Origin of the sequence: Gracilimonas mengyeensis (assembly GCF_900182705.1) — a bacterium.
Taxonomy (GTDB): domain Bacteria; phylum Bacteroidota; class Rhodothermia; order Balneolales; family Balneolaceae; genus Gracilimonas; species Gracilimonas mengyeensis.
Genome location: NZ_FXTP01000007.1, coordinates 182412 through 207438 on the forward strand (window position 1 = coordinate 182412; position 25027 = coordinate 207438).

Sequence of the window (25027 nt, forward strand, 5' to 3'; positions counted from 1 at the left end):
CTCTTTATTCCATCAGGGCGGCAGTATCAAGAATCAACCCTACGCGACCATCTCCCATAATGGCGCCTCCGGAAATATGATCCATCTTCGCCATGATATTTATTGATTTACCTACCAGTTGCTGCTGCCCAATCACCTCGTCAACCAACAGTGCATAGCGCTTGTTGTTGTTTTTGATGACTAACAAAGTGCCTTCAGTCAGCTTCTCGACCGCACCTTTAATTTCAAATAAACGGTGCAGCCTGATTACCGGTACCGAATGGCCACGGAAGGATACCTGCTCTGAGTTACCCATCACCGTAAATACATCATTGTTTTCGGCACGGAAGGTCATGTCAATATTGATGGTTGGGACGATAAAGCGATCCTGCCCAACCCGTACCACCATACCGTCGGTGATAGCCAGGGTAAACGGAAGCTCAATGGTTATCGTGGTTCCTTTACCCAGTTCAGAGTTCACATCCACTTTACCTTGCAGCTGTTCAATGGAACGGCGAACTACATCCATACCTACTCCACGGCCCGACAAGTCGGTAACTTTCTCAGCCGATGAAAAACCAGGCAGGAAGATGAGATTGTAGATCTCTTTATCTGACAGTTTCTTGTCAGGATCAATCAGGCCTTTTTCAATGGCTTTATTCAGGATCACATCTTTGTTGATACCACGGCCGTCATCTACAATCTTGATCACTACTTTACCGCCTTCCTGAGAAGCTGAAAGCACAACTTCCGCTACCTCATCTTTATCGGTTTTCTTACGCTCTTCGGGTGTTTCTATACCGTGATCCAAACTGTTACGAAGCATGTGGATCAGCGGCTCGTTGATGACGTCCACCATGTTACGGTCAATCTCGGTGTCTTCACCAACGGTGATCAACTTCACATTTTTACCGGCTTTGCGGGAGATATCCCGTACCAGGCGGTTCATCTTGTGGAAAGTGGCTTTCAACGGTACCATGCGCAGGGTCAAACTGGTGTCCTGCAGTTCACGGATAATTTTTGTAGCGTGATTTACTTTACGCTGTAACTCAGAATCCTTGGGAATGGCCTTGTCTTGCGCCACTACCGAGTGGGCAATTACCAGCTCGCCAACCATGTCAATCAGACGATCCAATCGGTTTACGCTTACCCGTACCGATGACTCTGTTTCAGCACCTGAAGATTTATCTCCACCACCGGTTGATTCACCATTCACTTTTTCTGCTGATTCCTGAGCATCTGAAGCGGCTTTAAGTTCAGCTTCTTCCTCAGCGTCAGCTATCGCATCTGCAATGTTTTCAGCTTCTTGTTTAAAAGCATCTTTGGGTTGTACATTTTCTTCTGATACTGCATGAAGCACTTTCATCATTGGGGCAAAAGCAGGAGGTTCCGGTAGCGGATCTCCACCTTGAGCCTGCTCCACCACGGCCAGCATCTGGTTTATAATATCAATGGATTCCAGGGAAATATCGGCACAAGCCCGGTCAAAACTCAGTTTGCCTTCGCGTACCATACTCAGGAATGTTTCCACCGAGTGGGTAAATTCGGAAATGGGATCCAAGCCCATAAAAGCCGAAGTACCTTTGATCGTATGGAAAGCACGGAATACCGTGTTAATCAGCTCTTCGTCATCAGGACGTTCTTCAAGGTCCAGCAAAGCACCTTCCGCCATCTGAATTAGATCAGAACATTCCGTCACAAATTCGCCCACCATAGATATCTCAATATCCTGTGGGATGTGAAATACTTCAGTTTCAGCTTCTTCAGTAACAGGTTCTTCCTTCGCTACTTCGGGCTCCGCTTTTGCGGGTTTTTCTTCGGATGAAGCCTGAGATTCTTCCCACTCCTCCTGTGATTCCGCCTCGATAGCCTGTTCGGTTTTATCGGATACCTGGGTGAACCAGTCGTCATCGCCGTTGCCTTCAGCAACTTTTACAATAACTTCTTTAGCCTCGTTAAGGGCTTTGGCACTTTCACCGTCAGCTTTTGCTGCAAGATGATCAATAAGAGCCGCCAGTTGCTTGATCTCATCATCTTCCACAGAATCTTCATTCAGTGTCATGATAAAGGAAGCCAGATCATCAAGCGTAACACCATCCTGGTTGCCGGAAGCTTTTTTCTCTGCTTCTGCCTTTTCCAGGTGAGCCTTGATTTCTTCGTCGTCAAGCTCAATTACGGTATCCGCAGATTCGGCTCCTCCCAAAAGGGACTTTTCCAGTTCTCCGTATGATTTTTCAAATTCCTCTACCTTTATATCGCCGTCCTGGACAATATATTCACGAATAGTGTTCACGGCCTGCATTGTTGCCGCTTTCACCATCATAAAGTATTCGTCTTTTTCGTAGAGGTGCTTCAGGCCGTCCCAGGAAAGGTTGATCAGCTTTTGCATCTGACCAAAATTCTGGTCGAAGTTGTCTATTACCTGTTCAAATCGGGCACCTGCTTCTGGCAGGTTTTCACGATCGGCAGGCCAGATATCGGCCATAAGCCGGATAATAGCACCCAGCTCTTCCGTCAAATGTTCTTTGTTATCGCTCATAATACTCCTTTTTCCTGGATTCCTGACTTTGTTTTATTTTGATTCACTCATAGCCATGTTGAGCATGAATTGCCCACAAGGACTATTGAAAAGCATTTTTTCTGTTGGTGGTTTGTTGGGCATAAACAAGGTTAAGTCACTGCCCCGTGTAGCTGTAGGTAAAGACGATTGGCCTCTAAATCCTACTTTCTCAATATTAGCAGCTACTTCGCCAGCCAGAATATTGGCAATTTCCCCAATCAGGTCGCCCATATCATCGCTGTCGAAAGGAAGCTCCATACCTAAAAAGGCATCAGATATTTTTAGTGCCGTATCTTTTGGCAATGCCATCATTAATGAAAAAGTAAGCTCTGGGTTAAAAACCGCAATATTTCCGATTATACCGTTTAAAGGTCTTGATCCCACTTCAGGATCATCTACGAATTCAGGAGCTTCACCACAAATAGAGGCAAATGTATTAATTACCGATTCTCTAACTACTTCTGTAACTTTTGCGGGTATATGGTCCGCTTTCTTTAATTCTTCTGTGATCATTTTACCCGATTATTAAGATTTAAGGATGCTGCTGAAGAAGCTTTTCTTTTCGTCGCCCTCTTCCTCACCACCAGTTGCGATTTGTCCATTGTCATCAAAGTAACGGCTGATGGCTTTGCTCATCTTATCTGCCGTAAATGGCTTGGTGATGTATTCGTTGGCGCCACCTTCATTCAGCGCTTTATCCACCTTACCCATTGACTTCTCTGCGGTAACCATGATTATGGGAATTTTGTCATATCCCTTATCACGTATGGCTCTGGAAAATTCTACACCGGTCATTTTCGGCATATTCCAATCCACAAACAGTATGTCTATGTCATCATTAAATTTCTCGAGGGCATCCTCGCCGTCCATTGCCTCCTCATATTCAAATTCAGCAATCATTAATTGGTCAAGTGCTCGTTTCACCTGACTTCTCATGATCTTTGAATCATCTACAACAAGTGCCTTAATTTTACTCATATTTCACTCCTGGTTTACTTGGCTAATTGTAACCTGATATCCTGGTTCTGTTTTAAAATTGATTTATGTACCAACCCGCAGAAATGTCTGCGAATGCTATTGGATTACGGCTGTTATCGGTTGGGATCAAAATTCCTTAAGAAGATTGGCCAAGTTTTTTGTTGTTCTAATCCTATATTTTTCTCTCTGTCTACTTCCGGTTACTTCTCTGCAGCGAAGAACTTATTGGCTAATAATAGATTAACGTCAATTCGAGATAAGAAATAAGTTGCTCCGGCCTTCAGGCCGGAGCAATTACCCTGAAAGTTGAGATTTTATTTCGAACTGACGTTAGATTACAAGTGATTATACTAAACCACCCTGCACTGAAAGTGCAGGGGTTTGGTTGGGGACTGAAAGTCCCGGTCGCTCCACCATCTCGGTCATCCAGAGGGTACCCCCGATGGACCTTGCATTTTGCGGAGCATCTTCAACCAATTTCCTGAACTATATTTCCAGTGGCTCATGCGCTATTGCCACTGGTTGGTTGGCAATCATTTCTTGGCTAAGGTTCTTCAGCGGTAGCTTCTGAATGACCCCATGATCTTAGCCATTTAGATTTTTTCGGAATACTAAAGTGCTGCACTAAAAGTGCAGGGTTTTTAACCTTCGGCTGGGACCAATAAATCAGATTAGTTTAACCGAAGCTCCCAATACCTCCCTATCGTTCAAAGTTAACCGATTCTAACTGCATTCTTTATGCGTGCTACGTATTATTTAATCAGTAACAGTTAGGGTTATACAATTTGATTTTGATTTATGGGTGTTAATAAAACTTATACTGCTTTATTTCAATCTGCCATTCAGCAGAACGGCCAGTCTCAATTGTTTGAGGCTCGTGTCATGTACAGGGAGACCAGCTCCGGGCAAGAAGTGCATAGCTTGCCTTTTCATTCAGAAGATGCAGAAAACTCAGGTCAGCAAGCTTATCAAAATAACAGTTCTTCTAATAACGGGCATCAAAAGAGAGCTTCTTATTTAGAAATTTTAGAAAAACTTAGCCAGGATAAGGAACGGCGGAAAGAGGAAGCTCTAACGCATAAAACGCCTGCTTCAGAGAGAGTAGCATTAACACAGTATCAAAACGGACACGGAAGAGAGGCTCGCAGAAGAAACCATTACAACCAATACATGGCTGAATATTACGCCCCCAAAGGCGAGTGGTTAGACTTCAAAGTATAAAACTTAGCAGAGAGGCAAAGATAATTCCAGCTTACCCCGGTCATTATCAACTCTTTTAAATGCAATATGTCCGCCTACTTGCTTTACTAAGCGGGTGCTGGCAAATAATCCCTCGTTCATAGAATTGTCTTTTATCAGATCACTTGGATTTTGCTTGGGATCATACTGCACAATCTTGTCAATTTCTTCACTTTTGCACTCAGATACATTAAAGTATACGGCAAAAGTAGCCATCTCATCCCGCGACAACGTTCGCAGGCGTACAATATCTTTACTGGAAGAACATTTAGTGGCATAACTAATCATTTTAAAAAGGATAAGCTTGGTCACATATAAATCAGTTGTAATGTGCAATGCGCCGTTTCCGATTTCCATCTCTAATTCGGAATTTTCCAGGTGCATCTCATTGCAAACATCACGTACCATCCAGTTCAAGTCAACAACCAGAAGTTCTTCCCCCTCTTCCAACAAGTCAGATTCTTCACTGTAAACCTGCTGCAGCTGTTCAATGATGCTGTTTACTTCCTTTACCCCACTTTCAATTTTCTTCCGGTAGTAATCAATCTGATGTATATCGGCATTATCGTTGAGGGATAAATCAATCAGTTCTAAGTAGCCAGAGATGGCACTTAGGGGAGACATTGCATTGTGCATATTTTGCCGAACAATGCTTTTTTGTAGCTGTTTGATAATTCTATAGTGGGCAAATTTTTGCTTTAGCCCATTGTACTCATTCTGATCTTCTTTAACAGGAGGTTGTTCCTGGAAATAAAAACCCGAATTCAATGGTAATACTTTTGCTTCCATTTCTGATCGTCCCATATACCTGATAGTACTTGTTGCCTTCCTTCGTTTATTTCAATCAAACGGCAATTTTGAAGTAAGCCAAAGAAAGATTTATGTAAGCCAACATAGTTCTTAAGTAATGCTTCAATTATACCGTAATTGAGTTTTTGCACAACTATAATAAGAAATTCCCAACCATTAAAAAATTTTAATGTTCCAAATTCTAATAAAACTATCCATAAGAACCATACACCTAACTGCTTTTAATTCAATAGATTAATATTTTCTAATACTTGCTATACCTTTCATTCACACAAAAAATTCATGTACCTACTTTAGATTCTGTGCGCAAAATGGTTTTTAACTGGCAGCTTTGTTTTGCTCACAATTCTTCATTAATTATACCAGCTAATTTCAGAGCTGTTGATCCTAAACTTGCAGTAAATTATCAGATTGATCGAATTATTTTCAGGTGAAATAAAAAACATGGTATATATAGTTTACCCCATTTCAGCTAATTTCTGGGTATCATACATACAACTTTTACTTTATTGATGATGAATATGAGAAAGTCATGCACACAAATTGGAACTATCTATAGTCTAAAAGCAATTTCATCTACTACAATTGAAAATAACTTTGATACCAGCCATGGGATTCCTGCGAGGGAATTCATTTCTCCACTTTTCAAAAGCCACACTCATATCATCAATAAAAAGCAATAAGAGTCCGGCATTGGATAGAATGTGAAAAAGGATATTATTATATGAACACATCTAATGAAAATGATTTGTTACATGCCATATTAGATCGCAGTACAAATGAATTCTTTTTGATGGATGCGGATACATTCCGGTTTGAATTTGCCAATGCGGCGCTCCTAAGCAATATGGGTTATTCTCATGAAGAGTTTCTCTCCCTCTCTTTTGAAGACACCATAGCCAAGCATCATCAAACTATGGTTGATAACATGCTAAATGATTTTTGGCAAGGCCGTGAACAACAAATCACTTTCCAAAAAGATACTCCCCGAAAGGATGGCAGCTGTTATCCGGTACGGATACATATGGAATATATCGAGGAAGCTGGCCGAAAGCTTATATCAGCAGAGTGTTTTGATTTGAGTCATCAAAAAAGGCAATCAGCTATTTTAGAGCAGCAGAAAAAAATTACCAGGGAGCTTCGCTTAAGTAACAAATTTAAGTCCAATTTCTTTGCCAATCTCAGTCATGAAATGCGCACCACGCTGAATACGGTGCTGCTGTTAAGTAAAATCTTGTCTGAAAATAAAAACCTCAACCTTTCCGAAGATCAGCTGAATTACGCTGAGTCTATCCATAATTCAACAAACAGTCTGCTGGCACTGTTAAATGAAGTGCTGGATATGTCAAAAATTGAATCCGGGAAGATGAGTATCAACCTGGAGTATGTGGATATTAATGACTTTTGTAAGGAATTAGAACGACTATTTCAGCCGGTAGCCCGGGAAAAAGGCATCCGTTTTTTATACCAGGATCAACTGAAAGAAGAGTTACCCTTTAAAACCGACCATCTGCGGATGGAGCAGGTGCTTAAGAATTTGATCTCCAATGCCCTCAAATTTACCAAAGAAGGGTTTGTTCAATTGACATCGTATCGCCCTTCCAAAGATGAAATTGCTTCGGTGTTTCCTGAAATACCCTATCCCATGGTAGCTTTCGAAGTGCAGGATACCGGTATTGGTATTCCCCAGGATAAACTGGATCGAATTTTTGAAAGCTATTCCCAAGCCGATGATGAGGAAACCACCCGTGAATTTGGAGGAACCGGCTTGGGGCTTGCCATATCAAGCGAAATCGTTAAAATACTGGGCGGCAAGATTGTGGTGAAAAGTCAGGAACGGGAAGGCAGTACCTTTACACTATATGTTCCTGTTGATTCAAGCCCGGCTATTATACAATATGCCCGGGAAGGCAAAATCAAGCTATCTACCGCCCCCTCACCTACTCAGGAACCTTCCCTTCAGGAAATCAAGGCTAAACAAAATGGTGCCGGCAAAATTAAGGGCACCGTGTTGTTAGTGGATGATAATATGAATCATAACCTGGCCCTGAAGGAATACCTGGAGTTTAAAGTTGAGAACTGTTTAACAGCACAATCAGCAAAAGAAGCTTATGAAATGCTTAATGAGCAGCCTGTAAACTGTATTATCCTCGACATGTATTTGCCTGATACCGACGGTAAAGAAGTAGCGAGGAAGCTCAGAGGTGAAGAAAAGTTCAAAAGCTTGCCCATCATTATCTACTCCGGTAAAAACCTTAGCCAAAGTGAGGAAGAAGAGATGGAAACCATCGTGGATGCCATCATTCAAAAAAACGTGCTGAGTTATAAAACCTTACTTTCTAAAATCACTGGTATTCTGCATAAAGCCAATTACGAAGGGTAATTGTTATCGTAATCGTGATAGTTAAATTATTTCAATTCAGCAGATCAGCCCGAAATATAGGTTTCCTTGATAAAGCGACGAGCTGCCCAGCGGCTACCCCACCAGCCCATCAGTATGGAAAGCAGCAGCATAGCCCCGCATAAGAAGTACCAGCGCCCAAAGGGCCAGTCTATCACTCCAAGATCTACCAGGTAGAATGGAATGATGAACTCAAAAAACAGGAATACGGTAATGATGGCCATCACCCCAGCCAATAAACCCTGTAAAATGCCCTCTACTATAAAAGGACTTCTTATAAACTTGTTGGTTGCCCCAACCAGTTTCATAGCCCGGATTAAATCTCTCTTGGCGTAAATGGTGAGCCGGATGGTATTGTACACTAATATTAGTGCTGCCAGCAGGATAAGCACCGCTATACTACCCCCAATCAACGAAAAAGTATTCAGATTGGATTCCATCATACGCAGTAAAGCCGCATTGTATTCTACTTCATCCACGCCCCGATAATTTTGAATACGGGATACCAACGTCTCAATTTGATCCACCCCTGCCTCTGTATCAACGGAAAGGCGAAACGAAGCCGGTAAAAAATTAAGTTCTACCAAATCTTCAGCCCCGGCCCCAAACTCTTTGCGCATCACTGCAGAAGCACTGTCTTTTGAAATGTAACTTACGTCTTGAACCAGTTCTTCGCCTTCCAACCTCTCGCGCAGCTGATCGGTAGTTCGTTGGTCAACATCAAACAAAAATACTTCCACTTCAATCAGGTCTTTGATAGACATGGCCTGACTGTATACATTAAAACCAATACGGGTGAGTACCCCAAGCAAAAGTACGGCTATGAATAATGAAAATATAGAGGTAGTGGCTGCCAGTTTAGCCCTTTTAATACCTGCAAATCCTTCTCGTACTATATATTTTATACTCATATTAATTTCTGAATTGTGCTCTAATTCCAACCATTAAACGCCTTGGCGGCATGGGGTAACCGGCCGCCTCAAAGTAGCCCGCCTGACCAATACCGTCAAGCGCATTTTCCCACCGAATTACCACCATAATAGCTCTGACTCTGGCCGATAATTCAGCATCCAGCCTGAAAAACGGTGGCAGATCATTGTAAGTGCTGTTGCCCTGCCAAAAATTGGCCCCGGCATTATAAGTTCGGGCGGCATAATAGAATGGAGATAATAAGGTTTTTGCGCCCAACTTCAGATAGGCCGCCCGGTCAAAAACATATCCTTTTACAAAAGCCGAGTTTCTCAACCACAGTATCTGATCTCGGTTATTGAGCATAGCTACCGGAGAGCTTTCATCGCTATATGCAAATTGCTGAACGGTTGCCGAGCTTTCTATTTCAAACCGGTGGTTTTCAAAGGCTGCAAAGGCGGTTCCTGAAACACTCTCAAAGGCTTCGCTATTGGTATAACTGCTATCCGGGGTGATAAAAACTGCATTTTCGGCTGATTTGTAACGACCTGAGACACCGATATCCAGTGATGGAAATACTTTTAACTGTACTTTGCCTGCTGCCGAAAATCCCGTCTCGTTATCCAGTGCTTCATTGCCGGAAAAATCATACGAATTCCAGTATAGAGACTGCATGGACGGCATCCTGCTAAAAGACGACAATGCCATGGTAAAACGAAGAGGTCCGGGAGCTCCTTTTAAGCCGCCGGAAAGTTCATATCCGGAAAAATCATCGCTTCTTCGCTGCCATCTATTCATCCCAAAAAGTTCTACCTGATTACCCAAATAATAACGTCCAGAGACATCAGCTTCCAGTATGGTCCAGTTCCTATTTGTTAATACATTTTCACCGGACGAAGAGTGACTCCAGAAGTCAGCTTCTCCCCTAATTTCAAACCTGTTAAAACGATAAGTCTTAAAAAGGCCGGTATTCAAAGACCATACGTCCCATGCCAGGGTATCGCCCATGCCCGTCTGTTCCTTATTATTCTTTGATATGGATATTTCCAAACCGGCATCTTCCATTGACGAAGTGTCTGCGCGGTGATAAATCCCTCCTACCAGATCCCAGCGTAAAAAATCAGCGTTGCCATTTGAGCTTACCGGAACAGAACGAAATTCATCAAAAGCAAAGGTTTCGGGGTTTCCTATGTTGTACCCAAAAGGTTCATCCCTTTGAAGTTGATTGCGCAGGTACATTCCCCGAATGAGATAATTTGGACTGAGGTGATGATAGATCCTTCCCATAATCTGGCTGCCTTCGACTTCACTATTGGGGTAATAGCCGCCACCCCTTCGGTCCCAATACGAAAGCTCCACATTGGTGCGCTCGGTAAAATTTCGGGCTACTAAAAATTCAAGATTTCGGTAATTGCCGCCGGCCTCATCATAATTTAAAAAGCTGATCGGTTTTACAATGTAATAATCCCTGATATTTATAGATGAGCGATAGCCTCCGCCGAAATTTTCAGAAACACGCCCTATTTTACGATGCGGCACCAGGTTGTAATTTGGCAGCCCCGTAACGGGATTGTTGAGTAACAAGCCTTCCATTTTCAACTCCTGCTCGTGCGGCTCATATCCATTTATATGATAGGCATCTACCCTTCCGCTTGTGCCCTGTCTGAATGAAATTACATCCCGACGGTAAGCCTGGTAGTCGCCCCAGCCGGGCCAAATTTGCCATCTCATCAGGCTGTCATTAGTTACCGGGTTTGCGCCTACAGGCACCGGCTCTTCCCAAATAGCCACATCAAATGCTTTGGGTTCAGGAGGTGATTCTTGAAAGGAACTATCAGTACGAACCGCCTGCAGTGAATCTATCTCTGCTGCAGGTATTGTTTCAGTGCTATCCTGCTGTTGGGCGTAAAGCGGCAAAGCCATACCCAAAAAAATGATATGTAGTATCCATCGATAGCTCAAGGATATTGCTTCTCCAGGTCATAAGGCATCTCGGGAATTCCTTTTAAAACACGGCGGGTGATTTCCATCAAAACCATCATCGTACGCTGTTTATTCATCAGGCGGTCTTTAGTGAACACCGTTTTAACGGCAAAGTGGGCTCCATCTTGTTGATAAAATCCCATCCAGACGGTACCAACTGGTTTTTCATCGGTTCCGCCATCCGGACCGGCAATGCCTGTGGTTGAAATACCTATAGAAGTGCCCAAACGCTCGGCGACTCCTTTTGCCATCTGCAAGGCTACGGGTTTACTTACGGCTCCAAACTGCAGCAGATCATCTTCAGCAACTCCCAGTTGTTGATGTTTTACTGCATTATCATAGGCGATGATGCCCCCCTGAAAGTAGCGACTGCTGCCAGGCACATCCGTAAAGGTATTGGCTACCAGTCCTCCGGTACAACTTTCAGCAACTGAAATATATTTACCTTGTTCATACAGCAAGTCCCCCACCGCTTCACTAATCGAATAATCTTTTCCTTCACCATAGATATATTTTTTGGCTTTGGTATAAATCAGTTCTGAAAGATCGTTGAGATTGCCTTTGGCTTCCTCTTTGGTTTTACCGGTGGCCGTTAACCTCAGGTTTACACCTCCGCCCGATGGAAGAAAAGCCAAACTTACTCCATTGGTGAAATACTCGGATAAATCTCCCAACACCTCATCACTTAACGTGCTTTCTCCAATACCCGCCGTTTTAATATAATGGAAGTAGACGAACTGAAGGTCTCCAAAAATTTCTCTCAGTTTGGGAGCAGCCCTTTTTTTCATCAGGTACTTCATTTCGTGGGGCACGCCGGGCAAAACTACCAACACACTACCATTTTCTTTAAACAACATGCCCGGTGCCGTACCCGCTTTGTTAAAAAGCACTTCGGCATTTTTGGGGACTTCCGCCTGGGCATAATTAGATTTAGAAAACGGGATATTTCTTTTTTTGAAGATAGAGCGAATGTATTCTAGCGTTTGCTCATCCCGCAAAAAGCCTACATCAAATAGTTCTGCCACCGCTTTTTTGGTAATATCATCATGGGTAGGTCCCAAGCCTCCGGTGGAGATGACCAAATCCGCTTTTTCCATAGACTGTGTGATGGATTCCTTGATAAGGTCTGCCTCATCAGAAATCGTCTGAACCAGTTTTACATCAAAACCCATACCGGTTAAGAATTCGCCGAGCCATGCCGCATTGGTATTGATGGTATCACCAATTAGCAGCTCATTGCCAATAGAAATAATGTGTGCTTTCATAGACGTAAATTCTATATATGATCACCCAATATCCACAGAAATATTATCGGGTAAGCAGTTCAAAAATAGGGCTATAAAAAAAGCCGGTGAAGATAACACCGGCTTTTTCAAAATTACTTTATGGCTTAACAGACTCAATCATCCGTTTTCTTCAACTGATTCTGCCAGCAAGGTAAGTTTGTTGTTATTCACTTCCACAAATCCGCCGGAGATTGTAAACGTGGTATCTCCACCGGTAGCTTTACGCACCAGTACTTCTCCTTTCTCAAGGGTTGATACAATAGGAGCGTGATTGGCTTTCACTTCAAAACTTCCCAAGGTTCCTGGCAGCTTCACCCCGCTTACTTCCCCTTCATACAGGGAACCTTCAGGGGTCAGAATCTGTGCGTTGAATTTGCTCATGATAAATCTATTCGTTTTTTATCGCTAAGGGTGACTATGCAGCTTCTTCTTGTTCTTCAGCTTCAGCCAGCAGTTTTTTACCTTTTTCTATGGCTTCATCAATATTTCCTACCATGTAGAAAGCATTTTCAGGAAGGTGATCAAGCTCGCCGTCCAGAATCATCTTGAAGCCTTTTACGGTTTCGTCCACTTTCACATATACACCAGGCTGACCGGTAAACTGCTCGGCCACGTGGAAGTTTTGTGATAGGAAACGCTGAACACGACGTGCACGGTGTACCACCTGCTTGTCTTCGTCAGAAAGCTCATCCATACCCAGGATAGCAATAATGTCCTGAAGGTCTTTATAGTTCTGCAGCAAACGGGTAACACGGTTGGCTACATCATAATGCTCTTGTCCTACTACCTTAGGCTCCAGAATAGTTGAGGAGGAATCCAATGGATCCACCGCAGGATAAATACCGATCTGTGTCAATGCACGAGAAAGTACGGTAGTGGCATCCAAGTGAGTAAAGGTGGTAGCCGGAGCAGGGTCAGTCAAGTCATCGGCAGGTACATATACAGCCTGTACAGATGTAATAGATCCGTCTTTGGTAGAAGTAATACGCTCCTGCAAGTCACCCATTTCGGTAGCCAGTGTAGGCTGGTACCCTACAGCTGAAGGCATACGTCCCAACAGGGCTGATACCTCGGAACCGGCCTGGGTAAATCGGAAAATGTTATCAATAAAAAGGAGGATATCACGGGAAACTTCATCACGGAAGTACTCAGCTACAGTAAGACCTGAAAGTGCTACACGAGCACGGGCTCCAGGAGGCTCATTCATCTGGCCAAATACCAGCGTAGCCTGAGATTCTTTTAATTTCGTTTTGTCTACTTTGGATAGGTCCCACTCGCCTTTTTCCATAGACTCAATGAACTCGTCGCCGTAGTTGATAATACCAGACTCGAGGAACTCACGGAGCAAGTCGTTTCCTTCACGGGTTCGTTCACCAACACCGGCAAATACGGAAAGTCCACCGTGCTGCTTGGCGATGTTATTAATAAGCTCCTGGATCAATACGGTTTTACCTACACCGGCACCACCGAATAATCCAATTTTACCACCTTTGGCATATGGGCAAAGCAAGTCAACTACCTTGATACCGGTTTCCAGCATCTCGGTTGAGGTAGCCAGCTGATCAAAAGCAGGGGCTTTACGGTGAATAGGATAAGAATCTTTACCTTCGGGAGCATCGATACCATCAATAGACTCACCTACTACGTTAAACAATCGGCCGCGGATATCTTCACCCACAGGCATTGAAATAGCTTTACCGGTATCAACCACTTCCATGCCGCGAACTAATCCGTCGGTCGAATCCATTGCGATCGTACGCACGCGGTCTTCGCCAAGGTGTTGGGCAACCTCAAGGGTAAGGGTTGAGCCGTCGTCCATCTTAATTTCAAGAGCGTTAAGAACGGCGGGGGGTTTGCTGTCTGTAAAATCAACGTCCACTACAGGCCCGATCACCTGTGCGATAGTTCCTTTATTCATGTGCTAAATCGCGATTTGATTAACTTTTCTTTTAAAAATTTTTAGATCTAAATATGCGCTATGGCAAAGGTCGGTTAAGATAGGGAGATACTTAAAGAGAGGCAATGAAAAATATCTAACCAACGGGTATTAGCTTTATTCGTTCTGATCTGGCATAGCTGTAATTTACTTAAAGGTGTCGAATTAACATTTAAATGTGATTCTTATGAAATCTCGTCTATTCTATTTTGAAAAGAAAAATGACGAGCCATACTTCTTTTCTGACTATTACCCTACTCGCACTTTTTGTCGCCGCGGGATGCGCATCTCCTCAACCCATTTCATTATTGGAAGGTGATTCCGAAGAATCAAAATTCTGGCATCAGGGACAAGAATTCCTCACCTACACCACCAAAGGTATCACTGCTGAAATAGCTTATAGCCGCGAGGCTGGTGAGCTGTATATTTTTGATGTGGCTGTTTACAATGAAACGGATACAGAGTTATTGGTTGACCCTGCCTCCTTTTATTATCGACCCGTTCGAAACTTTCAAGACTCGCTTTTACTGGTTTATGCTGAAGATCCAGAGAGTCGCCTGCTTGAGATCGATAAAGACTTATCCCGCCTGAAGGCAGAGGAGATTAATCAATCTATTTCATCTGCTTTGATGGCAACCGCTGAGCTTACCGCCGTGGTAGCTTCTGAAGTGGGTAAAAGTACGGAGGAGGAAAAAGATGAATTATACCAGTCTATTGAATACAGCACACATGAACGTAATCTTGAAAGAACTAAAATTGAGCTGGAAAACATGAATGCCCGCCAGCAAAGGGACTTCTGGAAATCCCAGACGCTTCGAAAAACAACCTTGTTTCCTAATCAGTACATCACCGGTCAAGTATTCTTCCCCAGAAACATTAAGGCAGATGAAGTCATCCTCATTTTACCTCTTGCCAATAAGGAATTCTCCTTTAAATACCGGCAAGAGCTCGTTGAGGTAGATTAAGTATTCTGCTAAAACATCCGTTTAATTCCCGCCCCTTTGTTTTTAAGGAATAGCTTTATCTGTTTATGAAACGGAGATCAAATCACTAAAACCTGAGTTGTAGCCTTACCAGAATTGGAGTTCCCCTGATATCAATCACAAAATACTGCAAAACCTCTTATATACATTAGCAACTCCCACCTTAAAATTTTATCTTTACAAGCTCTTGAGCCGCGCCTAAAAACGTGGCTTGTTTTTATTGCATCATCCATGTAGCAAAGGTGACGACAATCACCTTTTTTTGTAGCAGGCAACCACAATTTAAAATCCTTACTCCATTGGAAAACGAATTATCTGAACGCTCGGTAAGCATTGACATCCTGATTAACTTTGATGAAAAGAAGAAACTGGATTACTCGCTCGCTGATGAACTCGAAACCCGTGAACGTGCACAGGTTCGGGAATACGTACAGAACATTTTACGCAAACGCAGCTATCTTGACTTTTTGATTGGGGAGTTTTCCAGTGTGGCCGTAGAAGAAATGAAGCCTGGCCTTAAAAATATTCTCCGCCTTGCGGTGTACGATTTACTGTTTATGGACAGCACCCCTGACTATGCCGCCATCAACGAAGCCGTTGAGGTAGCAAAGAGAAAACTCGGCTCCAAAACCGGCGACCTTGTAAATGCCATTATGCGCAACTTACAGCGCGACCGCGACAACCTGCCTAAGCCTGCTTTTAAAGATCGTAATAAACTTGTAGCTACCACTTTTTCTCATCCCGAATGGATGGTTGCCCGATGGCGCAAACGTTTTGGTGAGCGAGAAGCTTTTAAGCTGATGCAGGCAAACAACTCCCGCCCTCATTATTATGTACGGGTTAATACTTTGCGTACCAAGCCCAAGAACTTTGAGCTGCGCATGGAGAAAATGGATATTCCCTTTCAGCCCAGCGACTGGCTGCCCTATTATTATAAAATTGATTCAGTTCAGCCCTTCATTTCCAAAGGATTATTAGAGAAGGGCATTTGCCTGGTACAGGATATTGCCGCGGGTTTTGCCCCTACTATTCTTGATCCTCAACCCGGTGAAAAAGTTTTTGATCTTTGCGCTGCCCCTGGCACTAAATCAATTATGATGGCCGACCTAATGCAGGCAGAAGGTGAAATCACTTCGGTGGACATCTCTCCGGAACGACTCCAGAAACTGGCGGAAAGTGCCCTGAACTATCAGGCTGAAAATATTAAAATCCGTGGTGGCGACGTTCGTGAAGTAAGTATTGGTTTAGCCGACGCCGTATTACTGGATGCCCCTTGTACCGGCACCGGTGTATTGAGTAAACGCGCCGACCTGCGCTGGCAACGTGATGAAGAAGGCCTTCAAAATGCCGTGGAACTTCAGGAAGAACTGCTTGAAGAAGCTGCAAACATGGTTAAACGTGGCGGACGTTTGGTTTACAGCACCTGCTCGCTGGAGCCTGAAGAGAATATGGAGCAAATCACCAAATTCCTCGATAAGTACGACAATTTTGAGTTGGAAATCCTTGAAGATTATCTCCCCGAAGAAGTACTGGCTGAAGATAAGCTCTCATACCAGACTTATCCTCACACGCACGGATGCGACGGACACTTTGGTGTTCTGCTAAAACGAGTTAAGTAATTTTTTATTAACCGCAGAGGACTCTGAGTATCGCTGAGTTTTTTTATTTGCACCATTTTAATTTGTTTAGATGAATTGAATTAATTCCATGGCATCTCTAAATATTCTTACAGATAAGGTTATTGGATCTGCTATTCGGGTTCACCGTGAGTTAGGTCCAGGTCTGTTAGAGTCAGCTTATCAGGAGTGTTTGTTCTATTTATTAAATAAAGAGGGCTTATTTGTGGAAAAAGAAAAACCAATTCCTATCAAGTTTGAAGAAGTTGAATTAGAATGTGGATATCGAATAGACATTCTAGTTGAAAAGAAATTGGTTCTTGAATTAAAATCTGTTAAAAAGCTTAATAAAGTTCACTTCGCACAAGTTTTAAGCTACTTAAAGCTCGGAAATTTCCCCCTGGGTTTGCTATTAAATTTTAATGTTTCCCTAATGAAAAAGGGCATTAAACGAATTATTAACTAAAAATACATAATCTCAGTGTACCTCCGGGTGCTCTGTGGTTAGAACTGTTGATGAGTAAAGAAATTCCCGCACAATACGACGCCTCTCAAGTTGAAGACAAGTGGTACGCCCACTGGATGGAAAACAACTATTTCCATTCTGAGCCCGATGATCGTGAGTCCTTCACCGTTGTTATCCCTCCACCTAATGTAACCGGTGTGCTGCACATGGGACACATGCTCAACAACACCATTCAGGATGTATTGGTACGAAGAGCACGTATGCAGGGCTACAATGCCTGCTGGGTACCCGGCACCGATCATGCTTCAATTGCTACGGAAGCCAAAGTGGTGAAGCGTCTGCGCGAAAAAGGCATCAAAAAAGGAGATTTGAGCCGGGATGAATTTATGGAACATGCCTGGGAATGGACCCATGAGCACGGCGGGATCATCCTGGAGCAGCTAAAGAAATTAGGTGCCAGCTGCGACTGGGACCGTACAGCTTTCACGATGGACCCCGAGTATTCCGAAAGCGTCATTGACGTTTTTATTGACTTGTACGAAAAAGGTAAAATCTACCGCGGTGCCCGGATGATCAACTGGGATCCGGTGGCCAAAACCGCCCTCAGCGATGAAGAGGTGATTCACAAAGAAGTGAATTCCAAGCTGTATCACGTGAAGTACAAGATTGTAGGCGAAGATGATTATGTAACCATCGCCACCACGCGCCCCGAAACTATTTTGGGCGATACGGCCGTGTGTGTGAATCCGGAAGACGAGCGTTACACCCATCTCAAAGGCAAAAAAGTAATAGTACCGCTGGTAAACCGGGAAGTGCCCATCATCCAGGATGAGTATGTAGACATGGAATTTGGAACCGGCTGCCTGAAAATCACCCCGGCCCACGACGAAAATGACTACAATATCGGGCAAAAACACGATCTGGAAACCATCAACATGCTGAATGAAGATGGTACGGTGAGCGAGGAAGGTGAGCTGTACATTGGCAAAGACCGCTTTGAAGTGCGCAAGCTGATTGCCAAAGACCTGGAAGAAGCTGGTCTGCTGATCGAAGTAGAAGACTATAAGAATAAGGTCGGATTTTCCGAGCGAACCGATGCCGTTATTGAGCCGCGGCTTTCGCTTCAATGGTGGGTTTCTATGAAAGAGCTGGCCCAGCCTGCCCTCGAAAATGTGATGGATGACACCGTGGAATTTCATCCCGCCAAATTTAAAAACACCTATCGCCACTGGATGGAAAATGTGCGCGACTGGTGTATCTCGCGTCAACTTTGGTGGGGGCATAGAATTCCCGCTTGGTATAACGAAGATGGCGACTTTGTGGTAGCCAAAAACGAAGCCGAAGCCGAAGAGAAATTCAAGATTAAAAATTTAAAATTTGAGAATTTAAAGCAGGATGAAGACGTGCTGGACACCTGGTTCTCTTCCTGGCTGTGGCCCATTTCGGTATTTGACCCGAAATACATCGGCGAATACGACGAGCGCGATCCCAACAGCGAGCTGGATTATTACTATCCAACCAAAGACTTGGTAACGGCTCCCGAAATCATGTTTTTCTGGGTCGCCCGCATGATTATTTCCGGTTACGAGTTTATGGGCGAAAAGCCGTTTGATAATGTGTATTACACCGGCATTGTGCGCGACAAGAAAGGCCGCAAGATGAGCAAGAGTTTGGGAAATTCCCCTGATCCGATTGAGCTCATTGGTAAGTACGGTGCCGATGGCATTCGCATGGGGATGCTGTTTGCCACTCCTGCTGGTAACGATCTCCCCTTTGATGAAAAACTTTGCGAACAAGGACGAAATTTCAGTAATAAAGTCTGGAATGCTTTCCGCTTCCTTACTATGAACATGGAAGAGGGCGTGGATTATGAACCGACCCTGACCATCAACGAAGACGATATTTCGGATCGCTGGATGGCTGCCCGAATCCAGGAAACCATTGCCGGTGTCAATGAAGACTTTGACAACTACAAGCTGAATGACGCGCTTAAGAAAGTGTACTCCCTGATTTGGGATGATTTCTGCGACTGGTACATTGAGTTGGCCAAGCCGGCTGAGTATGGGCAAAACATTCCCAAAGAAAAACTAAATACCGCGCTTGGATTTTTTGAGCAATTGATGAAACTGCTCCACCCGTTCATGCCATTTATTAGTGAAGAAATCTGGCAACACATTCAGGAGCGCTCCACAGACGAGGCCCTGCTGGTTTCCGAATGGCCAAAAGTGGATGACGCCAAGCTGGACGAAGATGATCTCAAGTTGTTTGATACCCTGCAGAGCATGGTTTCTTCCCTCCGTAATATCCGGGCAGAAGTGAATGTCTCCCCCAAAGAGGAACTGGACGTATTCATTCAAACCAACAACCAAGATACGGCGGACGCTATCCTGGCCAACCGCATTGTGATTGAGAAACTGGAAAGTATCAAGTCGCTCCAGGTTGGTCCTGATGTACAGAAGCCAGAAGTATATTCTTCGGCCATTGTGGATGGCAATGAGTTGTATGTGCCACTGGAAGGACTGGTAGATTTTGAGAAAGAGCGGGAGAAAATTCAAAAAGAGATTTCCCGTTTGGAAGGATTCCTGAAAGGTATCAACGGCAAGCTATCTAATGACGGCTTTGTGAATAATGCACCCGAGGCAGTGGTGGAGCGCGAGAAGAAAAAGCAGTCGGATACCGAGGAGAAAATCGCCAAGCTGCAGGAGCAGTTGAAGGATTTTGAAGGGTGATTTTTGGTTGAATAGTGAGTTGGGGTGAAACCTAAGTCGCCATCTCACATCCCCCTGCAAAATCAGCGAGCTGATTTTCCGGTCCCTCTTCGAAGAGGGAATTTCTCCTTAAAAGAGGTTAGATATGATTACTAATATCTGAGCTTGATATTATTTTAGATGTATTATCCAATAATTCTCCCTGTGAAGGGAGACCGATTGAGAGCTTCAGCTTTCAATCAGAAGGATGTAAGATGTCGAATTTAAGAAAATGAATTATTTGCGACATCATATTTACATACACTATACACTAATTATCTGCCTTAATATGGAGTTACGTATTAAATTATGCCAAACAAAATTCTTCCATACAACCGAAAGCTAAAGCGTTTAGCCCGGCAGTTACGGAAGAATAGCACCCTCAGTGAAGTATTACTTTGGGAACAGATTAAAGACAAGGCCCTTGGCGTAGAATTTCATCGGCAAGTGCCTATTTTGGATTACATTGTTGACTTTTATTGCCACGAACTTATGATGGCTATTGAGATAGACGGTATTAGTCACAACACACCGGAAAAGTTTTCGGAAGACCAAGTTCGGCAGACGAGAATTGAAGCGCTTGGTGTTACTTTTGCAAGGGTTGGTGATGTGGATGTCAAACAAAATATGCATAATGTATTGACATACCTGGAAGGTTTTGTGAGGCGGTTGGAAAAAGGGAAGTCCTGAATCACCATCGCACATCCCCCTGCGAAATCAACAAGTTGATTTTCCGGTCCCTCTTCAAAGAGGGATTTTTTCTTTGGTAGATTCAGTATTAGTTTTGACATTTGGACTATCAAAATATGATAAGATGTAAGTTTTAACACTTGAGTCTAACACTATCTGTATTGTACTATGCAATAATTCTCCCTTTGAAGGGAGACCGGTTGAGTGCCTTGGCACACAACCAGAAGGATGTACGATGGTGGACGCGAAAATAATATGTTAGCAAGCATCCCCTACTCCTTCAACCAACGTTATAAATGAATCACGATTTTGAATAATCCTTCTTTGCGCTCTTCGCGTTTTTAGCGGTTTACTTTACCGCAAAGAGCGCAAAGAGCGCAAAGGGAATAAACTTCTTATGAAAACATTTTCACTTCCATCAGAGGGGCCGAAAGAGCGGCCTGATTTTTTAGCACAGCTAAATGCACAGCAGAAACAGGCGGTGACTCATACCGATGGCCCCCTGCTGATTGTAGCTGGTGCCGGTTCCGGGAAAACGCGCGTACTTACTTACCGGATTGCCTACCTGCTGCAACAATACAAAGCCGCTCCTGAACAAATCCTGGCCCTCACTTTTACCAATAAGGCGGCCCGCGAGATGAAAGAACGGATCAAGGACCTGATTGGCGATAAGGCCGGAAAGCTATGGATGGGTACCTTCCACTCTATTTTCTCCAAGATTTTGCGATTTGAAGCTGAAAAAATTGGCTTTGGCTCTGACTTCACCATTTATGACACCAGCGATTCCCAAACCGTGGTGAAGCAAATTCTCCAGGAACTGAATTTTGACACCAAGGAGATCAAGCCCAAAACCATCCACAACAAAATCAGCGATTCAAAAAACCAGCTGATTACCGCCGATACTTTCCAGGAAAAATTCATCAGCAGTACGTTGGATGACATCACTGCACGCGTCTATTCCATCTACAACAAGCGGCTGAAACAGAGCAACGCCATGGATTTCGACGACCTGTTGGTGAAACCGATTGAGCTGTTTCAAAAACATCCAGATGTACTGGAAAAATACCAGGACCGCTTCAAATACATCCTTATTGATGAATACCAAGATACCAACCACGCCCAGTACAAAGTGACAAAAATGCTGGCGGATAAATACCAGAACATCTGTGTGGTGGGCGACGATGCACAGAGTATCTACTCCTTTCGCGGGGCCGATATCTCCAACATCCTGAACTTTAAGGAAGATTATGAAGAAGCCACCCAGGTGCCGTTAGAGCAAAACTATCGCTCTACCAAAGCCATCCTGCAGTGTGCCGATTCTATCATCAAGAGAAATACCAAGCAGCTCGATAAAACACTTTGGACCGAGCAGGGTTATGGCGAACGCATCACCCTGTTGGAGAATTTTGACGAACGCGATGAAGCCAACCGTGTAGCTAGCCATATCCAGAACTTGAAGATGCGTCATGGCTACAAGAACAATGATTTTGCGATATTATATCGTACCAACTATCAGTCGCGTGTATTTGAGGAGTCACTAAGACGAAAGGATTTGACCTACCAGCTGGTGGGCGGTCTCTCATTCTATCAGCGTAAGGAAATCAAAGATGTGCTGGCCTATTTAACGCTGTTGGTAAATCCTCATGATGAGACCAATCTCCTGCGTATCATCAACGAACCCAGCCGTGGAATAGGCAATAAATCTATACAGGATTTGCTGGGGCAGGCTCGGGATGAAGGACGTTCTATCTGGAGCATCATACAAAACGTAGAAAGTCTGGATGTGTACAAACCGGCCAAGGCACGTGTTCGGGAATTCGTGGATATGATCAACCGGCTGCGAAACAACCTGGAAAATGGTGAAACCCTTACCGATACTACCAAAGCGGTATTGGAACAGTCAGGATATATGAAGGCTCTGGTTGAGGAGAACTCACAGGAATCCATGATGCGCCGTGATAATATCATCGAGCTTCAGAATGCTATATCCTACTACGAACGAGGCGCCAAAAATGCCTCATTGAGTTCCTTTTTACAGGAAATCAGCCTGATTACCGATCAGGATAAGTTTGATGAAGACAAACCGGCTATCACCCTGATGACGGTACACGCCTCCAAAGGATTGGAGTTTCCGGTGGTATTTATCGTAGGGCTGGAAGAGAACCTCTTCCCCGTTGGTGCCCGTCAAAATTTTGATGTGGATATCGAGGAAGAACGCCGATTGTTTTACGTGGCCATTACCCGGGCTGAAGAACGACTTTATTTCAGTCACTGCCGCAGCCGTTTTAAGTTTGGGGAAGAAACCCGACAGGCCCGTTCGCGCTTCTTAGAGGAAGTAGATGCCGGAGTAGTACAGACCGAAACCGGGGCTACCATCACCCAAAAGAAAGACCGGTTTAGTGACGATGGCAACAGCAGCGGCTCTGATTACACGGTGGATTACGACTGGAAAGAATCACGCACAAAAAAAACACACAGATCCCCTTCTGCTACCATTCATTATGATTATGAAGATGGAGAAGATCCCTTCCAGGTAGGCGTCAGAGTAGAACACAAGAAATTTGGCCCGGGCAAAATCATCTCCCGCAGCGGATCAGGCACGGATGCCAAAGTTGTTGTATTTTTCAAAAACAGAGGACAAAAAAAACTAATGTTGCGGGCGGCTCCGCTTCAGGTTATTGATTAATGCATCCACCGTATAAAGGAACTCATTTTACAGGAGTAACTTTGCAAAGCTTTAACCGCCAACTGGTGTACCGAATAACCCGGGACGTAATTTGTACCAGTACTTTATTTCAACAGTCTCAAAGTAAACACTTGAGGCGGGTTAAGAGTCAACCGATAAAGGCGTTGATTAGTCAATTTATACAGCACACATTCTAAACAGTTAGTAGTTAGGAAGGATATTATGCGGCAGTTTTTGTTTACACTGCTATTATTTTGTCTGTCTTTGCCGGTCATGGCTCAGGCGGTACTTACTCCCCGCAACATGGCGCTGGGTGGCGGAGGCAGCACGTACATCACTGATGCCAATGCCAACTTTTACAATCCGGCCAACCTGATGATTCAGGACCGAGAAGGAGACTTTTCCTTTATTTTGGGAACCGGCGGCCTTTTTATAGATGCGCTTCAAAATTACACTGATCTGGAAGATCAGTTAGAAAATATCCAGCATCACATAGATGTATATGATATGGACAAGTCTGCGCCCGGCGTAGTGGATACCGACCGGATTGCCATGATCAATGATCAATATCCCGGCGATAACACCCTTTCCGATAATCGCGCACGCTATGACCTTACCCTGTTGGGCATCAAGTGGAAAAATAATGAGCGAGCATATTCCATTGCCTTGCGCTCCCGCACTTCGTCGAGTTTTCGGGTAGGGCGCGGCTGGTACGAAAATACTTTTATAAGTAATGATAATGCTCGCCCCCTTCATAACCGAAGCTTGATTCACCGGTACCAGAGTTTGTATGAAATCTCTTTTGGATATGCCGAGTCTTTCCAGTTTTTGACGGGCCTCACCCCAAGACTGGATAACTTTACCATTGGGATAGCACCCAAATTTGTACTGGGCGGCGACTACCAGAATGCGGAGTGGAAAAACCACTACGAACAGCAAGAAGGCACCGACTCCCTCTCCCATATCCAATCTTTTAATTATGATGCCAGCGGTGATTTTGGCTCATCCACCAGCTCTTACCTGCGCGGCATGACTCTGGAAGTAGCAAACAGTGGCTCTTTTAGTAATAACATGGCTAACATAAACGGGCTGGGTGCCGGGCTTGATATCGGGGTTACCTATTTGATTACGCTGGGTGATGATCTTACCGCCGTACAAGGCAACGAGTCGCCCACTAAGCGCTCTCTCCGCCTGTCCTTTTCGATGACAGATATTGGTTTTATGTCCTATGCCAGTAAGGAAATAAGCATGACCTCTGAAGAAGATACGAACACGGTAGCTTCTATCCCTGAATTGCAAGCTGATGAATCTTTCACTGGTGCCCGGGGACAATATTCTACCTTTATCCAAAAATTCAGCAACCAGGACCCATTTTTGTCGGCCGAGCGTTCCTATCAGAATTTTTCTACCCTGCTTCCAATGGCCCTTCATGGCGGTATGATGCTGGAAGTAAACCGCTTTAAGCTGATGGGAGACGTAAGTGTGGGGCTAACCAATAATGCCTTTAATTCCACCAAACTTATTTCAGCCCTTGGTGTTGAACTTCGCCCCATCTCCTTTTTTCCATTACGCGGTGGTGTACAGTTTAAAGCTGATGAATTAGATTTTTTTTGCCTGGGTTTTGCCTTGGAAACACGCCACTGGGATTTTTCGGTGGCCGCACAACTTACCCAGTCTTCCTCCACCGATCAGCCCGCCGTTGCCGGAGTAACTCTTGGCGCATTTCAATTCCACTTTTAAAGCCTGACACTTTGCCCT

18 protein-coding genes are annotated in these 25027 nt (G+C 44.1%); 9 read left to right on the forward strand and 9 right to left on the reverse strand.

What is annotated here, in order from left to right; translation table 11 throughout:
- Window positions 1-4: 4 nt before the first annotated feature.
- From FN815_RS09605 to FN815_RS09615, 3 genes are read right to left on the reverse strand one after another with little or no spacing between them, the layout of a single operon-like run.
- Window positions 5-2518: a chemotaxis protein CheA gene (locus FN815_RS09605; RefSeq protein ID WP_142454410.1), complete on the reverse strand. Its 2514-nt coding sequence runs from the start codon at window positions 2516-2518 to the stop codon at window positions 5-7.
- Between the two features lie 33 nt (window positions 2519-2551).
- Entirely contained in the window at window positions 2552-3052 is a 501-nt protein-coding gene (locus FN815_RS09610; RefSeq protein ID WP_142454411.1) for a chemotaxis protein CheX, read from the reverse strand.
- Between the two features lie 12 nt (window positions 3053-3064).
- Window positions 3065-3517 (reverse strand): response regulator, encoded by a 453-nt coding sequence (locus FN815_RS09615; protein WP_142454412.1) that lies wholly within the window; start codon window positions 3515-3517, stop codon window positions 3065-3067.
- Between the two features lie 798 nt (window positions 3518-4315).
- Here FN815_RS09615 and FN815_RS09620 point away from each other — a divergent pair.
- Window positions 4316-4738: a hypothetical protein gene (locus FN815_RS09620; RefSeq protein ID WP_142454413.1), complete on the forward strand. Its 423-nt coding sequence runs from the start codon at window positions 4316-4318 to the stop codon at window positions 4736-4738.
- Window positions 4739-4741: 3 nt separating this feature from the next.
- Here the strand turns inward: FN815_RS09620 and FN815_RS09625 are convergent, their stop codons facing one another.
- On the reverse strand, window positions 4742-5560 hold the full coding sequence (locus FN815_RS09625; protein ID WP_142454414.1) for an ATP-binding protein: 819 nt from the start codon (window positions 5558-5560) through the stop codon (window positions 4742-4744).
- Window positions 5561-6290: 730 nt separating this feature from the next.
- Between FN815_RS09625 and FN815_RS09630 the strand changes: the two genes are divergently transcribed.
- A complete protein-coding gene (locus FN815_RS09630) occupies window positions 6291-7949 on the forward strand; it encodes a PAS domain-containing hybrid sensor histidine kinase/response regulator (RefSeq protein ID WP_142454415.1) in 1659 nt (552 codons plus the stop codon).
- A gap of 44 nt (window positions 7950-7993) precedes the next feature.
- Here the strand turns inward: FN815_RS09630 and FN815_RS09635 are convergent, their stop codons facing one another.
- The 5 genes from FN815_RS09635 to atpD all read right to left on the reverse strand — a co-directional run bounded on the left by FN815_RS09635 (window position 7994) and on the right by atpD (window position 14063).
- Window positions 7994-8878 carry a cell division protein FtsX gene (locus FN815_RS09635; protein WP_142454416.1) on the reverse strand — a complete coding sequence of 295 codons (885 nt, stop codon included), beginning with the start codon at window positions 8876-8878 and terminating at the stop codon, window positions 7994-7996.
- A gap of 1 nt (window position 8879) precedes the next feature.
- Window positions 8880-10799, reverse strand: a complete 1920-nt coding sequence (locus tag FN815_RS09640; protein ID WP_142454417.1) for a putative porin — start codon at window positions 10797-10799, stop codon at window positions 8880-8882.
- 35 nt (window positions 10800-10834) lie between these two features.
- A complete protein-coding gene (locus FN815_RS09645; RefSeq protein ID WP_142454418.1) occupies window positions 10835-12124 on the reverse strand; it encodes a competence/damage-inducible protein A in 1290 nt (429 codons plus the stop codon).
- A gap of 138 nt (window positions 12125-12262) precedes the next feature.
- Complete coding sequence (gene atpC / locus FN815_RS09650) at window positions 12263-12526, reverse strand: ATP synthase F1 subunit epsilon (protein ID WP_142454419.1); 264 nt, start codon at window positions 12524-12526, stop codon at window positions 12263-12265.
- A 34-nt stretch (window positions 12527-12560) separates the two neighbouring features.
- On the reverse strand, window positions 12561-14063 hold the full coding sequence (atpD, locus tag FN815_RS09655) for a F0F1 ATP synthase subunit beta (RefSeq protein ID WP_142454420.1): 1503 nt from the start codon (window positions 14061-14063) through the stop codon (window positions 12561-12563).
- A gap of 239 nt (window positions 14064-14302) precedes the next feature.
- Between atpD and FN815_RS09660 the strand changes: the two genes are divergently transcribed.
- The 7 genes from FN815_RS09660 (at window position 14303) to FN815_RS09690 (ending at window position 25009) form a co-directional block, all read left to right on the forward strand.
- Window positions 14303-15046, forward strand: coding sequence for a hypothetical protein (locus FN815_RS09660; RefSeq protein ID WP_185957244.1), 744 nt, complete (start codon window positions 14303-14305; stop codon window positions 15044-15046).
- A 317-nt stretch (window positions 15047-15363) separates the two neighbouring features.
- Window positions 15364-16683, forward strand: coding sequence for a 16S rRNA (cytosine(967)-C(5))-methyltransferase RsmB (rsmB, locus tag FN815_RS09665; RefSeq protein WP_142454422.1), 1320 nt, complete (start codon window positions 15364-15366; stop codon window positions 16681-16683).
- A gap of 88 nt (window positions 16684-16771) precedes the next feature.
- Complete coding sequence (locus FN815_RS09670; RefSeq protein ID WP_142454423.1) at window positions 16772-17146, forward strand: GxxExxY protein; 375 nt, start codon at window positions 16772-16774, stop codon at window positions 17144-17146.
- 50 nt (window positions 17147-17196) lie between these two features.
- Window positions 17197-19875 (forward strand): valine--tRNA ligase, encoded by a 2679-nt coding sequence (locus FN815_RS09675; RefSeq protein ID WP_142454424.1) that lies wholly within the window; start codon window positions 17197-17199, stop codon window positions 19873-19875.
- A 327-nt stretch (window positions 19876-20202) separates the two neighbouring features.
- Window positions 20203-20583: an endonuclease domain-containing protein gene (locus FN815_RS09680; RefSeq protein WP_142454425.1), complete on the forward strand. Its 381-nt coding sequence runs from the start codon at window positions 20203-20205 to the stop codon at window positions 20581-20583.
- 397 nt (window positions 20584-20980) lie between these two features.
- Window positions 20981-23269, forward strand: coding sequence for an ATP-dependent helicase (locus tag FN815_RS09685; protein WP_142454426.1), 2289 nt, complete (start codon window positions 20981-20983; stop codon window positions 23267-23269).
- A 222-nt stretch (window positions 23270-23491) separates the two neighbouring features.
- Window positions 23492-25009 carry a DUF5723 family protein gene (locus FN815_RS09690; protein WP_142454427.1) on the forward strand — a complete coding sequence of 506 codons (1518 nt, stop codon included), beginning with the start codon at window positions 23492-23494 and terminating at the stop codon, window positions 25007-25009.
- Window positions 25010-25027: the final 18 nt, after the last annotated feature.